This window comes from Acidovorax sp. sif0632 (assembly GCF_019218805.1).
Lineage (GTDB): Bacteria > Pseudomonadota > Gammaproteobacteria > Burkholderiales > Burkholderiaceae_C > Acidovorax > Acidovorax facilis.
The window spans coordinates 311,988-328,024 of record NZ_JAHUWW010000003.1 but is presented as its reverse complement, the minus strand read 5'-3'; the positions used below and the strand labels follow the sequence as shown (position 1 = coordinate 328,024).

Below are 16,037 nucleotides of genomic sequence, written 5' to 3'. Positions count from 1 at the left end.
CATGACTCGGGTAGAACCGATGCATGGCAGCCCTCTCCATGCCTGCAGCGCAATGGCCCACTGCAGAGTGCTGATACGTGCCAGTCGAGTGCGCCCAATCTCATAGTCAATTGAACGGATTGGTGGCAAGTCTGCCGGACTCAATGATCAGCCAAGCCCCTACCACCTGCCGATGGCAGTCCGAACAGCATGCGACCTAGCGCGTTTCGGTTCTGCAAGGTAGCTTTGTGGGGATCTGATGTTTGTCAGAGGAGGAGGAGCTCCTACGCCGAGCAACTCCGATTGGCACGGGGCCCTGGTCCGGTCGGTCAAGCAGATGTGGCGCGTGTGGTCACGTTGCAGTGGACTCCGTGGTCAAGTGCACCTGGTTTTTGCAGTTGGCTGTGCCGGTGCCGTTCCGGGGGTAGGCGGGCTAGTCCCAAGCTGAGCTTTCTTCATCCTCGATCAAAGCGCAGCGTGTCCTTGGAACCCCTCTTCACCACAATGCGACGAGTTCAGAAGTCAATGCACGACGTATTGGAGTTAGTGATGATCAATTTTTACAGCGAGTGTCCCGTCCACTCTCTCGCAGACTGCAACTTCAAGCTGGTGTTGACCTGTTGCCTGAAACACATCCCAAACGGCATCTGCGATGGAGTTGTGGTGCCCGACTACGAGCTCAAGAAGATGCGTGAAAGTCGGACAGGGGCTATTTTCACTTGGACGAATTTCTATACAAAGCTCTTCACCGCCCGTTCTGCACACCATTTGGACATGGTCGCCCAGCTGCATTTGCTGCTGTTGCATATACCCCCGGACGGATTCCAGACCAGCACCCGGATCCTCCTCGCCGACGACCGATGAGTTTGCATCAACAACTGACTGCATTTTGTATACCCAGCAAATGTCCCCAGAGATCGCTGTTATGGACTTTTGATGTTGTGTGCCAATTGCATCTGTGCTCTGTTCGCAACAAGTGGACGGGAAATGGTTTCTCCGGCAGGCATCGCCAGTTACGCGCCGTAGTCCAGAATAATTCCTTCTGCCGGGAAATCAGAAAAGGGCTCGAAGCTGCAGATATTTTGCTCGCGACGTCGCCCTTGTACATTCGTTTGAATTCTCAGTTTCGGTCAGCACGGGGAGGACGACTTGCCGATGCTCCTGCATTCGACTGTGCAGGCGCAGCAGGGTTGGCAGAGTTGGACGTTGAGCCGGAACTGCCCATATCAGATGAAGATGCAGGAGTCCCGGTGTTGGAGTTTCCTTGAGTACCAGTACTTCCCATGGGTGTGCTCTGAGAGCTTTGCTGGCCTGCCCCAGTGGCTGGGTTTGGATTTGCAGTAGTCGGCGGATTGCTCTGTGCGGTTGCAAGGCTGATGAGGGAAAAGGATGTAAGCACAGCAGCCGCAGCTTTTAGGGATTTCAAGGTAGACATTTGATAGCTCCTATGAAGTAGATCGCTAGCACGATTGCTAGGTACCCTCAGGCTAAAAGACTCCGAGGGTTAAAGCGTCATCCGAGCTCTGCTCGCCTTGTCGGACAGTTGCGTATGCCTGAGAGGCCGGCTATCGATTTGCCGTGTCGAGCTACTAGCGCTGCTGGAGAAATGAGAGCCGAACACCTCATCAGCCTGCGGCGTCTCAGTCAGTACGTACACGACCGCACCACTCACCCTCGCGTCGGATTGGCATGGCGGGGGAGTTGGGTTTAGGTGCGGATCTCCGTATTGAACGAATGGCGCATCAGCTACTTTCGGGGGGGGGCGCCCCGGCGATGGGAGAAGCACAGAACGGCGCGCAACGCCCATGTTCTGCGAGGTCGCCAAGCTCGACTTACGCAAGACTTTTCTTCAGCCGTCGTCGGCGGCCCCTCCACACATCCAACCGGTATCGGCTGGAATGTTTCCGCCCTAACCTTTAAAGGCGGTCTTATCGCTCACTTGCAGATTGTCTTTGCGTCTTGCTACACCGAGTGCTCCTTCTTACACCACATCGCCCTGGGCTCACAAGCCTATAGGAACTGACCTACAAAACGCTCTGTTGCGCCCACCGAACATGAACTTCACACGACTCACCCATGGTGTTCGTGTGCAAATTTTCAACCACTTCACAAGGAGTCAACTATGGGCTACAGAGACAGCGACGATAGCAACTTTTCCCATCACGGCATGGGCAGAGATGCCGATGACACGCGGCTCGGCGAGCGCAGCAACCACCAGGGCTACAGCAGCGATGATCAACGAAGCGGTACCGGCGGTTATCGCCGGGAGTTCGAGACACGCGGCGCCCGCTATGACCAAGAACGCTCGGGTCAAGAGCGCTACGGGCAGCAGGGTTATGGCCAATATGGCATGAGCCGTGATAGCGGGAACTTCCGCAGCGAGTCGCAGGGATATCCATCTCCAAGAAGCCGAGACTGGGGCGGCTCGTATGGCTCGCAAAGCCGCTCCGCCTACAACCAAGACGCCGACCAACAACCGCATGCGTGGAGTGCGCCGTTTGACAATCAGGGCTTTCGCGATCAAGGTCGCTTCACTTCGTCCTATCGTGATGGGGACCGAGAACAGGGCGGCAACGCATACGGTTTCATCCGCGGTTCAATGCCCGCGCAGCAGAGCCAAGGCTACCGTGATCCCGATTATCAGCAGTGGCGAGATGAGCAGCTACGCATGCTGGACGATGACTACGACACTTGGCGCAAGGAGCGTTACCAGAAGTTCTCAGACGACTTCAGCCAGTGGCGGACTACCCGCAACACCGGATCGTCGGGTCAGCAGCAAGGGCAGCAGAACCAGAAGAACTCTGGTTCTAACACTGCACCCGGCAGCGGCGCCAGCGGCTCCCAGGGGAATACCCAAAAGTCCAAAGATGCGACTTGATCGTTGCGGTTGACTCAGCCCGTGCTGATGCTGACTGTTGGGCCAGGCGGAAGAATTCGCTACTGCCTGGCCCATTCACAGACCCGACTGGAGCTCTTCTCGCCGTTCTACCTCACACCTGATTTAAGGACGCAACATGCAAACCGTATCTGATGTTATGACCCGAGGCATACGCACCATGGCTCCCAGTGAAACTGTGACGGCGGCCGCGCAAGCAATGCGTGAGTTGGACGTTGGTGCCCTGCCTGTCTGCAATGGAGCCCGCCTAGTGGGTATGGTCACCGACCGCGACATTGTCGTGCGGGGGGTGGCACAAGAGCTCGTGCATGCACCGCTTAGCGAGGTCATGTCCGAGGGCTTGTTGTATTGCAAGGAGGATGACACCGTCGCGGCGGCGCTGGAGACTATGCGCAGCCAGCAGGTGCGTCGGCTTCCGGTGGTAGACAAGGATCAGCAACTGGTGGGCGTGGTATCGCTGGGTGACTTGGCCACCAAGGGTGAGGAGGACACAGACACCATGGACGCGCTGCGAACCATCTCCGAGCCGTCAGAACCGTATCGCGGTGGTCTGTCTGCGGCCAGCGGCGCTGCAGGAGGCGGGCAGACGGATTGACTTTGTCTGCCCTCCCTGCATCGTGAGTCCCTATCGAGATTCCCTTGTTGGGGCAGAAATGCGTGATCCTCTGAGTTTCTTACTGTCAGCCTCCAACTCGAGATAGCACTACCGCAGTGTTGGTCCAGAAGCCAAGCCTTCCCTCGCGTGACCGAGCATTTCCGACATCCACTTCACCAGCATTTCTGTGTAAGCGTTGCTCCATTCTTTCTTAGAAAGGCTATGGTCGGCTTCAGGAATCATCCGGTGTGTCATGGATCGGGTCTTGAGGAAAGCTGCTAGATAATTCTCGATCACTGTGTGGGGGACGATGTGATCGAGCTCCGACTCCACCAGCAGAACATCCCCTTTGAAAGCGGCGCTTGCCGCAAGGGCTCTGTTGCTATTGGCTGGAAGTTCCAATGCCCGATAACGGGCAATTTCCTGCCGATCAAGATGCTGTTTCGACGTCAGCCACTCATCGTCCTTATATAAGGCGGGGGCGCGCAGGGCCATCCAGCGCACGGGCCGAATAGCGCTGAGGATCGAGGCCAGGTAGCCACCGTAGCTGCTTCCTACCAACACAACAGACTCTTCGTCGACGGCGGGATGGCCTACGAGAGTGTCGTACGCCGCCAACATGTCGTTGAGATTGTCCTCGCGGGTCACGATGTCACGTTGTACCCGATCGTTCGCATGGCCACGCAAGTCAATGGTGAGACAAATGCATCCCAGAGCGGCAATGGCGTGAGCCCGTGCCAAGTACTGCTCCTGGCTTCCGTCCCATCCATGCACCAGCAAAACGCCGGGGACGATTGTGTCGGGCGCGACCAACGTTCCAGCAATGGTTCGATCTCCTGTGGGAATCTTTATGGTCCTGTGTCGTGTAGTCATCGGTTTTCCACCAGCGCATACTTTGTCAAAAATCCCGCTTCAGGATCCTCTCCCTGGAAATACTTCACGGCACCGTCTGGAAGTGGCACAAGAGGGCCAAATATTTCGACACACTTTGTGTGAACCAGCATGAGACTTGGGTCCTCATGAAAAGCCTCCAGCGCAGCGATCTCGGCGCCCGTCGCGCCTCCCATGCGCCAAGACTGTTCAAGGACACCAGAGCACCACTGGCCCATGGCGTTCGGGCCTTGCGCGACGTCGTAGTTGATACGCGAAGAAAAAAATCCTGGAAAACAACCCCTCACCGCCTCGTCGTAGGTGAGCGCCTGTTCCACAGCGATGCGCTCCGCGCCCGGTGCTAGGGTTTTCAATAGATCACCGAAATCCCCACGCACGACCGTTAAGTCAGACCCTCCATATGTCACTACACCTGCATTGTTCTCGGTGAGGTGCTGCTTACCGTAGTAGCTAGCCAATATGCCAGCAACTCGAACTTGCCCGACACTCAGTGTCTCGACCGCTGACAGGTTGTGTTCAAGCACTAGGCCAGGCCCTCGCAATGCTTGAACCGGCGTTTGTGACAGGCATGCATTCAACTCTTTGAGGCCTTTCACTACTACCTGTCCATGACCCCCTGTCTCTGCGACGGGCTTCAGTCGAACCGGGCCCAGTGCCAACAACTCCCTCACGGCCTCTGTAGCGTCAGAACGAGAAAACGCTGTGTAACCCGGTAGCACTGCGTCACGTACCAACTCGTGAAATTGAGGATTCCACCCTTCAGGGCGTTTTGAGTTGGGTGAGACCAATGGATGCGTAATCGCCTTTGAGGCGATAAATGCGTGAGGTACGACACCTCCGAACAAATCGTCCTCACCATGAAGTCCAATGCTCTTAGCCAGCTCCAGACCCACCACTGTTTCGCTTGGGATGAGATAGGTACGGGCGGGCCACAGCGCCTGGGGAAGTTCATCACTCACTCCGCAGCCTTTCATGTGCGCTATCCGGCGAGCTACTTCGGCCCGAGTCGCAATTTCGTGATGACTCGTATGTCCTGCCAACCCTCGTGTAAAGGGCATCACGACTTCCCGCGTTCCCCGGATGTCTTGTCGAGCGACCGGGAGGTGGCTTCGAGCAGCTTTCTCAAACATGAGAAATCTCCGCGATTAAAGGTCAGAAGCGAAAGGGGCATTTTGGGCTTCAAAGTTCACGATGCCATCGTATTTTTGGAGGGAAGCGCCTCGTGTAGGACGAGCGAGCAAAGAGTGCGTGGCCAGTCGCTCCAGTGACGCGGGATATGCCCAGGGGCCGAACTTCAGCGGAGCCCATCAGCCACTTTTGGCCCTGGGCTGGGCGGTCTCCCCTGCGACGACCAGGCGATGTCGGTGTTCAGCGCGGACGATCTGATGGAGCACACCCGCAGGATCCGTTTCGTGGGCGAAAGCACGCACTTCCTCCGTCTTTTCATCCGGGATACCGTTCTTCTCTGCCATATGCACTACAAGCCGCATGAGCGCCGTAATTTCTCGTTCTGAGAGTAGATTCATCTGGAGGTCCAAATGGTGTCTACGTTCACTCTCCGCTGCTGCCATGTTCTGACTGATGAGAATCAAAACTGACAGAAAAATCGCTTCGAGCGACACTCCAAATAGCAGCAGGGTGTATGGAAAAGGATCGAACTTAACGATGAGCTCGTTGAACACTATCCAACCAATAAAAATGAAGGCGTTTAGAGCCAGAAAGCCCACCGTGCCGCATGCCTGAGTTACCTTCGCCACAGCCCGGTAAAGAAGCTGAGTGTTGTTCCTTCGAACGTCCTCGGCGCATAGGATGTTCTCGATATTTCGATAAGTGACTTGCGCAATGTGATCATTGACGTGGTCCACAGAATCTCCTTGAAAATTGGCCAACCCGAAGCCACCAGTTTTTTGAAGTCAAACGCCAGGGGATCCGAATGTCCCTTATAGATCGTTGGGAACTGCATCGTCGATAGACAGGAATGAGGTCGATGTAGGCGAAAGTCGTAGGCAAACGTGGGTGGCCAACAAGGCTCAATGTCCGTACTCCCGACAGTCCGGAGCAATGTGATCACTCCAGCTTTGAATCGGTGATGACCTACACGCTCGATTGAAAGATTCCTGCTCCCGGAGGCTGGGTGCATGTCCTACGCTGATGTGACGTTCTGGCAATGGTGGAGGTCACTCCAATGAGAAAGCAAAGTGCAGCGCAAATACCCTCTTGTGAGAATTGCGAGCGCCGGGTTCTTGCGTTCACATACGAAAATTTTCTTGCCTTCACGCACGCGTGTGAGGCTCATACGCAAAGTACCCCAGAGGGCCGCATTGAACGCACCGCAAATCAGGTGACAACGCAACGGCGGCCAGCATTGTTATTTCGGTCCACGCGTTGAGGAGGCCTATATGTCGAAGACCCATCGCTCCGGTTCTGTACTTCTCAAACCCCGTCAACTGAAGCGAATGCGGCAGTGGGAAGCGTTGCAGCGTCCCCGGCGCGAAATGTTTCCGTACCCAGAGCCCGAGCCGCCACGGTGGAAACCGCTGGGATGATTTTTTAGCGCTACGGTGGACGGGCAAGCCACACGGTCTAGTTGTATCGCTAAGCACTGATTGCCATGCACGCTCGGTGATCCCATTTATGCGCTTGAATGTCTCTTCCTCCACCAGTCCCTAGACGCATTTCGACTAAGTGCCTTTCAAGGAGTTGATATATGAGTTACGACAAAACTATTCACGACGGCGCGTTCATCAGATTGGGGGAGCCTTACGAGCTGCGCGGCTGGCCCCACTGTTGGATGGCAGTGGTGGCAGTCGTGCCCTCGGGCGGCGCAGTCAACAATTACCTTGTTTCCCAGTGAGCGGCGTCATGGCAGAAGACCGGGGCCAGGCACCCACATCTACCCGCACCATGTGGAAAGGGGCTATCAGCTTTGGCCTCGTACATATCCCGGTCGGGTTGTATTCGGCCACCGCGAGTTCGGGCGTTGATTTTGACTGGCTCGATAAACGCTCTATGCAGCCAGTAGGGTACAAGCGAATCAACAAGATCACTGGCAAGGACATCGCCAGCACCGACATCGTGAAGGGCGTGGAGTACGAGGAAGGACGCTACGTCGTTCTTTCACCCGAAGAGATCGCAGCTGCTTTTCCGAAAGTCACCCAGACCATCGAAATCGAAGCGTTTCTTGACGCTGATGAGATTCCGTTTGTGTATCTTGAGCGGCCTTACTACACCGCTCCACTCAAGCGGGGCGAGAAGGTCTACGCCTTGCTCCGCGAAGCGCTCCGCAAAAGTAACAAGGTAGGTGTGGCCAAGGTCGTCATCCAGTCCAAGCAGCACCTCGCCGTGCTCATACCTTGTGGTCGGGCGCTCATATTAAATCTCCTTCGCTGGGGCGGCGAAATTCGATCATTCGAGCAATTGAATCTGCCACCTTTGGACCCCAAGACCGCAGGTATCAAAGATGCTGAAATGGCTATGGCCGTGCAGCTTATCGATGACATGACACAGGCATGGGATGCGGACAGCTTCCGCAACTCCTTTGCTGACCAAATCAATGCGCTGGTGGAGAAGAAGGCCTCAGCCGGAGACATCGCCGATGTTGCGAAGGTGGAGAGCAGCCCGCCGGCATCTGCAGGCGCCGAGGTGTTGGATCTCACTTCGCTCCTGAAACGTAGCCTGGCGGGAAAGTCTTCCCAGTCGCCGGAGAAATCGCGCAGTCTGTCGACAGGCAAAGCCAAGGCATCCGTGACTCGGCTTCCGTCCACGCCCGCCAAGAAAGCTGCTGCCAAGAAGCCCCTTGCCAAAAATAAAAGCGCCCCGTCCGCCAAGCCCACAAAACCCGCCTCCAAAAAAACTGGCCGACGCGCCGCATAACGAACCATGGCTATGAAGGACGCTCTCGATGCGTATAAGAAGAAACGCAACTTCAGCATCACGCCAGAACCTGTAGAAGGTGGGGCCCCTGGTATTGAAGCGCTGCAGTTCGTCATTCAGAAGCACTGGGCGAGTCGCCTGCACTATGACCTGCGGCTGGAAATCGAGGGAACGATGAAGAGTTGGGCGGTTCCGAAAGGACCGAGCTTTGACCCGGCAGAAAAACGTATGGCGGTGCAGGTGGAAGACCATCCCATTTCGTACAACAGCTTTGAAGGCGAGATACCGCCCAAGCAGTACGGTGCAGGCCGAGTCATCATCTGGGACCGAGGCTATTGGGAGCCTCAGGGTGATCCCGCGGAGGGCTATCGCAACGGCAAGCTCAAGTTCAAGCTTCATGGACACAAGCTGCAGGGACACTGGACTTTGGTGCGCATGCACGGCCGTAGCGGCGAGCGCCAGCCCCCTTGGCTGCTCATTAAGGAGCGCGACGGACTGGAGCGTTCTGCACAGATTTTCAGCGTAGTAGACGAAATGCCGGACAGCGTGGCAGCCATCCCGCCGCCCTTGCCGCCTAAGAAGGGCGACACAGTGCCGCAGCAAGATAAACGATCAACAGGAAAACCCGTCCGAACTCGGCCCAGCGCCCCACCAAAGACCTCGAAAAAAGCCCCCGTAGTGCCCCTCCCCACCAAACTCTCTCCCGAGCTCGCCACACTGGTGGAGGGCCTTCCCGCAGATGCGGAAGAATGGATCTGGGAGCTGAAGTTTGACGGCTACCGTTTGATGGCGCGCGTTGAGGATGGCAAGGCGCGCCTGTACACCCGCAATGGCAACGACTGGACTGCTAAGGCGCCGCACCTTGCGCAGGCGGTTGCCCGCCTGCCGCTGAAATCAGGATGGATCGATGGCGAGGTATTGATGCCCGATGCACAGGGCATCCCGGATTTTCAGGCGCTGCAAAACGCTTTTGATGGCGAGTCTACGGACAAGCTGGTTTTCTACGTATTCGATTTGCCCTATGCGGACGGCGACGATCTGCGCAGTCTTTCGCTCATGGAACGCCGAGAGCAACTTGGCAAGGTTATTGGTGCGTCTTCCTCGGACCACATCCGCTTCAGCGAGGCTTTTGATGTCCAGCCCTCGGACTTAGTCTCTTCGGCTTGCCAACTGGGTTTTGAAGGCGTCATCGGCAAGCGAAAAGACAGTGCATACGTGTCGCGTCGCACCAAGGACTGGATCAAGCTCAAATGCAGCCATCGTCAGGAGTTTGTGATTGGCGGATACACCGATCCCCAGGGTTCCCGCTTCGGGTTTGGTTCATTGTTGCTGGGTGTGCATGACGATGATGGCACCTTGCGCTATGTGGGCAACGTGGGCACGGGCTTCAGTCAGCAACTGCTGACGGATTTGCATGCAAAACTGCAGAGGATCAAGGTATCGAAAAACCCGTTTGAGAACGCCAGGGCGGTCGACAAGAAGGCGCACTGGGTCACTCCCCGGCTTCTTGCAGAGGTGTCCTTTGCGGAGTGGACCCATGAGGGTCGCATTCGCCACGCGGTGTTCAGGGGCTTGCGTAGCGACAAAACCCCCAAGTTCATCCCGCAAGAAAAGCCCCAGCCACTCAGCAAGACCACCCCAGCAGCCGACTCGGCTGTGGGCAGCGTGCGCGTGTCCAATGCGGACCGCATCATCGATCCGTCCACCGGCATCACCAAGATGGACCTAGTGCGCTATTACGCCACCGTGGCACCGCTGTTAATGCCCCACCTCAAAGCACGGCCAACTTCACTGGTCCGCGCACCCGATGGGATAGACGGGGACCTGTTCTTCCAGAAACATTGGGATGTTGGGCGCGCAAAGGGGGTGAGCGGCGTGCGAGAGCTTGCGCAAGCGCTATACCCGTCTCACCCGCCCTTGCTAGAGGTGAGCAGCCTGGAGGGCTTGCTCTCAGCTGCGCAAATGAATACGGTGGAATTCCACACCTGGAATGCCCGCAAAGACAAGATAGACCGCCCCGACCGCATTACCTTTGACCTGGATCCCGGAGAAGGAGTGCTGTGGGAACATGTGCAGGAGGCCGCCACCTTGGTACGCGTGATGCTCACCGAATTAGGCTTGCCAGCGTTTCTCAAGACCAGTGGCGGCAAAGGTCTGCATATCATTGTGCCCATCAAGCGCTTGCACGACTGGGACACCGTCAAAGGCTTCAGCCATGAGGTCGTTCAACACCTGGCACGCACCATCCCGCAGCGGTTCGTAGCCAAGAGTGGCCCGAAAAATCGCGTGGGCAAGATTTTTGCGGACTATCTGCGCAATGGACTTGGCGCTACCACCGCCAGCGCCTGGACAGCCCGAGCCCGTCCTGGGATGGGGGTGTCGGTGCCAGTATCGTGGGAAGAGCTAGGCAGGGTCACCGGTGGTGCGCACTGGAACGTTCAATCTGTCGGGCGCAGACTGCGCACCGGTAACGGACCGTGGCGAGACTATGGCGGAGCTGCCGTCTCTTTGTCTGCGGCGATCAAGGCACTCGGTCGCCTCTCCTAAAGCAGATAGGGGTCGCCGAAAGGACGGAGCTTTCTCCATTCTCCGCCGGGTGAAGGAGACATCTCTGACTGAATACGTCCTACAACCAGGCGACAGCAATGAGAACAGACTGACCGATTACTTTCAGGAGAGCTCCATGGCCAGGCGCATTCCTGATAAGGCTGGCAACTGAAACCTCGGATGGCCCACAGGTGTTCATGCTATGACTTCCAGGACCACCATTCTTGACAGGGCTCACCAGCACTCTCTGAAGGCAAGCCCGACGGTTCTAGTATTGGTGGATTTCATCAACCCCATGCACTTTCCGGGCGCGGAGAGCTTGCTCAAGCGTGCGTTACCTGCTGCCAGGGCCACAGCACAGCTTAAAAAACGTTTGGCGTCCAAAGGTGTTGCCGCCATCTATGCCAATGACAACTACGGGATTTGGCATTCAGATTTCAAACAGCTGGTGACGGCCTGCCAAGCTCTGGCCGGGGCTCGTGGCGAGATTGCCACCTTGCTTGCCCCCCAACCGCGCGACCTAACAATCCTGAAGCCTCGCCATTCTGCATTTCACTCAACCCCGCTGGACCATCTTTTACACCAGCTGAAGGCACGCGAATTGATCGTAGTGGGCTTGGCTGCGGACATGTGTGTCCATCTGACGGCGATGGACGCCTACATGCATGGGTACAAAGTCTGGGTGCCGAGCGACTGCACCGCTGCGGAGAAAGACACCTCGAAAGCCGCAGCCCTGCGCCAGATGTCGCGTGTGTTGAAGTGTTCTATAAGAAGAGCCAGATAGTCGAGCTTCGTGCTCCATGGCTCCCCCCAGGCACGGTCCGCAAACTATCAGCGATAGCGATACCCTCGCTATTTACTGTCCAACGCTTTTTGTCGAGATTGCAACCATCGCAGGGACGATGCCATGGGGCATCTTCGGAGCCCGTGAGTCTCCGAATCCGCAGTCGTCATTCGACCCAAGAGTTCGCTTGTCCATGAGTGGAGTGGGGTAAACGATTTATTACATAGCGTTGCGGACAACTACATAAAAATTTCTCGCTTCCAGACGTTTTTCGAGGAGATGCCTGTGCCTTTCGAGTACCTGCGGGAGATCGCTCAAGCTCAGTTGCCGATCACCGTTGAAGATGAGGAGAGCATTGACAAGCTTCGGGTGTTGCGCGCTGCCGATCTGGTGTCCGTTTTGCTGCCACACCCGCTCTCCGGCATACACCATGCGCGCGTGCTAGCACTAACACCAAAGGGACGTGAGGCGCTCGCTAGAGAGCACGAACCTCTGCAGCCCTAGTATTGGGCGCGACAGTGGCAGTTTTCAGGGGCCCCTCGCAGCTCTTGCACATTGTGTCCCTGCAATCTGGGCTGCTGCCCTGCGCAGATGAACGCGGTTAAGTTTCACACCTGAAAGGTCGGTGAAGACAAAATTGACCGACCGACCGACCGACCGACCGACCGACCGCCTCACCGTTGACCTAGACCCAGGAGAAGCCGCTTTGGTACGGGTGATTCGTAAGGAACTGGGCTTGCCTAACGGCGTCAAGGGACTGCACATGGATGTCCATCAAGCGCCTGCAAAAGTGGTCCTCAAATGCGGGCGGGCAAGATTTTGCGGATTATCCGAGCAACAGCTGGGTACCACCGCCGCCAGTGCCTGAGCAGCCTGCGCTTGTACTGGGGATGGGCGTGCCTGACTTGAAACCGGCAGTTAGGACCGGGCTCAGATGTGAAGCGGGGCAAGGTGACCGAATTTCTTGATATCCGAGGGCTCGTTGCGTAGACTGACCGTGACGCACCCGCACTCTTGCGGAAGCGAGGAGAGGCAGTTGCAGATCGCATCCCTGAACATTGTGGCTGTTTCGGACAACCCGAGTGACGTCGAGTTAGTTGCGCAGCTTCTGCAGCGAGCGGCTCTGAATCCCGAGATCCGAGTTGTGGATTCCGAAAAGAGCTTGCGCTCTGCCCTGCAGGACCAGTTACCCGAATTAATCGTTTCGGATTTCAAGTTGCCTCAATTTAGTGGATTGGATGCCCTTCTAGTCGCCAGGGATGTTTGTCCCGATACACCCTTCATTTTGGTGTCAGAGGTCTTCGGTGAGGACCACGTCATCCATGCGCTCAAAAGCGGTGCGACCGACTACGTCCTGAAGCACGATCTTGCAAGGTTGGCCCCAGCTGTGCGTCGCGCGTTGGGGGATGCGCAGTCAGCGCTTGAGCAGCGGAGAACGCTGGAAGCATTGCGTCACAGTGAGTTGCGGTTCAGACTCGCAGCGTCCACGGGCGATGTGTGGGACTGGGACATCGAAACGGGGTTGGCCCAGATTTCGCCGCAGTGGAAGATGCGTTTGGGCTATAGCGAAGAAGATGTCGAGAACACCGCAGAGGGATGGCTTGCGCTTCTAGAACCCGCCGACCGAGTGCGAGTCCTCGCTGCATTCTCCGCACATATCAGGAACCATGTTCCCTATGACGTCGAATATAGAGCCTTGGCAAAGGATGGTAGCTATCGCTGGTCCCACGCCAAGGGACAGGCGGTCTGGAACGCACACGGACGCGCCACCTACATGGCAGGCTCAGTGGTTGATATCACTGAACGCAAGAACGCTGAAATTAAGGTCCAGCGGCTCAATAGGGTCTACGCTGTGCTCAGCGGAATCAACTCACTCATCGTACGAACCCAGAATCGGGAAGAACTTTTCCAGGAGGCCTGCAATATCGCTGTCCATGCAGGAGGCTTCAAGCTCGCATGGATCGGTCTTGTGGATAACGATTCGCAGCGCGTAGCCGCTGTGGCATGGTCCGGGGCGGGGGAGGACTATATCGAACACATCCCAATGGGAATGCGCGTCGAGCAGGAGAGCGAGTACGGAATAGTCGGGCAGAGCATCCGAAAAGGTTTCACAATCCTCGTCCAGAACACCGCCAAAGATGAGCGGATTGTGCTCAAACAGCAGGCGCTCGACCGTGGCTTCGCAAGTTTCGCCGTTCTGCCGCTCTCCATCGCGCAGCAATCCATTGGGGTATTGGTGCTGTATTCCGAAGAAACACACTTTTTCGATGACGAAGAAGTTCTTTTGCTGGAGGAGCTGGCAAACGACATTGCGTTTTCGCTGGATCATTTAGAGAAAGCGGAAGAGCTCAACTATCTTGCCTACTACGACGCACTCACCGGTTTGCCCAACAGGAGTCTGCTTCAAGATCGCATACGCCAGTTGACGCAGAACAACCCCGAGAGTTCTTCGAAGATGGCGTTGCTGTGGTTCAACGTAGACCGCTTCAGGAACGTCAATGACACGCTAGGAAGGCACGTGGGCGATGTACTGCTCAAGCTCGTGGCCTTGCGCCTTTCGGAGGTTGTTGGCCGTACAAACCAAATAGCCAGAATCGGTGCCGACCAGTTCGGGGGTGTTCTTACACACTGCGGGTCGCCTTCGGATGTCGCACATTTTTTGCGTGAAAAAGTACAGCCGCAAATCGACAAACCTTTTCTCGTCGAAGGTAAAGAGCTGTATCTGACTTTGCGCGCAGGAATCGCGATGTTTCCTGAGGATGGGCATGATGCGGATGTCTTGCTCACCAATGCAGAAGCCGCTTGCCGCGAGGCCAGCGCCAGCCAGGGTCGATACCAGTTCTATGCCACCTCGATGAACACTCGGGTGCGCAATCAGTTGAGCATCGAAAGCAAGCTGCACAAGGCGCTGAAGAGCGATCAATTCCTCTTGCACTATCAGCCGAAGGTTGGGTTGCATGATGGAAAGATTACGGGCATGGAGGCGCTAATCCGCTGGCAAGATCCCGAAGTCGGCCTGATACCCCCAGCACAGTTCGTTCCCATCTTGGAAGAAACCGGCATGATCGGTGAAGTGGGGCAATGGGTCATCGAACGGGCTCTTGCCGACCATGCGCAATGGTGCGCCCTGGGGCTCGTACCCCCACGAATCGCGGTCAACGTGTCGGCGGTCCAGATGAGGCGAGCAGATTTCGCGGATGCTGTTCGCAAGAAACTCCAAGCCTTCAATGCAAGCATTCTGGACATAGAAATCACGGAAAGCCTGTTCGTGGAGGACGTGGCATCGTGCGTGCAGTGTCTGAGGAAAATGCGCGAATTCGGTGTTCGCGTGGCGGTTGACGATTTTGGTACGGGCTATTCTTCGTTGGCCTACCTTAAGAAGCTGCCTATCGACTATTTGAAGGTCGATCAGAGCTTCGTCAAAGATGTTATTTACGACCCTGATGCTGCTGCAATTTGTATTGCCATCATTGATCTGGCCCACAATCTCAAGCTCAAAGTGATTGCCGAAGGGGTCGAGACAGAAGCCCAGATGAACTACCTGCGTCGCAAACACTGCGATGAGATACAAGGGTATTACTTCAGCAAGCCCTTATCCATGCAGGACATGGGACAGCTGCTTCATACCGGAGCTTGTATTCCGGTTCCGCGAGAGCCTGATGCTCCGGTGCGAAGAATTCTGGTGGTCGATGACGAGCCGGGCATTCTTTCAGCTCTAAGACGCGTACTGCGGCGGGATGGATATGAAATCCTGGCCGCTTCGAGTGCAAAAGAGGGCCTGAGAATCCTCGGTGATCACGATGTGCAGGTGATTTTGTCGGATCAGCGGATGCCAGAAATGTCCGGCACGGAGTTTTTGTCCCGCGTCCGTGATCTTTATCCAGAAACGATTCGGATCATCTTGTCAGGGTACACCGATCTTGAGTCTATTGCGGACGCGATCAATCGCGGATCCATCTACAAGTTCCTTACTAAACCCTGGGACGATGATTTGCTGCGCGAGAACATTCGTGAGGCATTCAATCATCATGACTCTTTCCGCAACAGAGCCATACCGCGATTAGATTCTCTTTAGCTGGGGCAGGTTGGGCTTGCTCGTACGCTCCAAGATGTTGGCGCCAACATCAAACGGACCATTGATGCCGATCCAGCGTTGACCTTTAGTAGCCTGCCGCAAGTAGAGTGATAGTGTGAGTTCCAAGTACACGAGGTCCGAGCGGAGGGCGCACGGATTGGCCAGACGCGCTAGCGACTACCGTGATGGGTTCTCCTGCGCTTACGCGACTGAGCTCCAAGATGTGGGGCCGGTTTCTTCAGGATGAGCTGAATGACTATTGTCGTCCGCAGCGAACGCTGTTTCGCAAAAACAAACTCTGAGGGCTATAGCTCCCAAAAAAGGAATCGATCAACTTCGGATCTGCTGCCCGGGATGCCCTTCGTGATCCCACAGCTTCCGGTGATCTAAGGCCCAC

At 56.2% G+C, this 16,037-nt stretch carries 12 protein-coding genes; 9 read left to right on the top strand and 3 right to left on the bottom strand.

Features of this window, described 5'->3' with window-relative positions; translation table 11 throughout:
* The first annotated feature begins 528 nt into the window (after positions 1-528).
* From KW832_RS11435 to KW832_RS11425, 3 genes are all read left to right on the top strand, one after another.
* Complete coding sequence (locus tag KW832_RS11435) at positions 529-843, top strand: hypothetical protein (RefSeq protein WP_140426269.1); 315 nt, start codon at positions 529-531, stop codon at positions 841-843.
* A 1,258-nt stretch (positions 844-2,101) separates the two neighbouring features.
* Entirely contained in the window at positions 2,102-2,857 is a 756-nt protein-coding gene (locus KW832_RS11430) for a hypothetical protein (protein ID WP_057228247.1), read from the top strand.
* A gap of 136 nt (positions 2,858-2,993) precedes the next feature.
* Positions 2,994-3,470: a CBS domain-containing protein gene (locus KW832_RS11425; protein WP_218299980.1), complete on the top strand. Its 477-nt coding sequence runs from the start codon at positions 2,994-2,996 to the stop codon at positions 3,468-3,470.
* A 108-nt stretch (positions 3,471-3,578) separates the two neighbouring features.
* Here the strand turns inward: KW832_RS11425 and KW832_RS11420 are convergent, their stop codons facing one another.
* The 3 genes from KW832_RS11420 to KW832_RS11410 all read right to left on the bottom strand — a co-directional run bounded on the left by KW832_RS11420 (position 3,579) and on the right by KW832_RS11410 (position 6,226).
* Positions 3,579-4,343: a S9 family peptidase gene (locus KW832_RS11420; RefSeq protein WP_057228252.1), complete on the bottom strand. Its 765-nt coding sequence runs from the start codon at positions 4,341-4,343 to the stop codon at positions 3,579-3,581.
* Positions 4,340-5,491, bottom strand: a complete 1,152-nt coding sequence (locus KW832_RS11415) for a DUF3182 family protein (protein WP_057228254.1) — start codon at positions 5,489-5,491, stop codon at positions 4,340-4,342. The genes KW832_RS11420 and KW832_RS11415 overlap by 4 nt, the downstream gene beginning before the upstream one ends.
* 177 nt (positions 5,492-5,668) lie before the next feature.
* Entirely contained in the window at positions 5,669-6,226 is a 558-nt protein-coding gene (locus KW832_RS11410) for a DUF1003 domain-containing protein (protein WP_057228256.1), read from the bottom strand.
* An 842-nt stretch (positions 6,227-7,068) separates the two neighbouring features.
* Between KW832_RS11410 and KW832_RS11405 the strand changes: the two genes are divergently transcribed.
* The 6 genes from KW832_RS11405 to KW832_RS11380 all read left to right on the top strand — a co-directional run bounded on the left by KW832_RS11405 (position 7,069) and on the right by KW832_RS11380 (position 15,640).
* Entirely contained in the window at positions 7,069-7,215 is a 147-nt protein-coding gene (locus tag KW832_RS11405; protein ID WP_158004173.1) for a hypothetical protein, read from the top strand.
* An 8-nt stretch (positions 7,216-7,223) separates the two neighbouring features.
* Positions 7,224-8,234, top strand: a complete 1,011-nt coding sequence (locus tag KW832_RS11400; RefSeq protein ID WP_057228257.1) for a Ku protein — start codon at positions 7,224-7,226, stop codon at positions 8,232-8,234.
* 6 nt (positions 8,235-8,240) lie between these two features.
* The gene (gene ligD / locus KW832_RS11395) at positions 8,241-10,781 is read left to right on the top strand and encodes a DNA ligase D (protein ID WP_218299979.1); all 2,541 of its coding nucleotides are present in this window, start codon (positions 8,241-8,243) and stop codon (positions 10,779-10,781) included.
* Between the two features lie 202 nt (positions 10,782-10,983).
* The gene (locus KW832_RS11390; RefSeq protein ID WP_057228261.1) at positions 10,984-11,565 is read left to right on the top strand and encodes a cysteine hydrolase family protein; all 582 of its coding nucleotides are present in this window, start codon (positions 10,984-10,986) and stop codon (positions 11,563-11,565) included.
* Positions 11,566-11,844: 279 nt separating this feature from the next.
* Positions 11,845-12,069, top strand: coding sequence for a hypothetical protein (locus tag KW832_RS11385; RefSeq protein ID WP_228896126.1), 225 nt, complete (start codon positions 11,845-11,847; stop codon positions 12,067-12,069).
* A gap of 532 nt (positions 12,070-12,601) precedes the next feature.
* Complete coding sequence (locus KW832_RS11380; RefSeq protein WP_218299978.1) at positions 12,602-15,640, top strand: EAL domain-containing protein; 3,039 nt, start codon at positions 12,602-12,604, stop codon at positions 15,638-15,640.
* Positions 15,641-16,037: the final 397 nt, after the last annotated feature.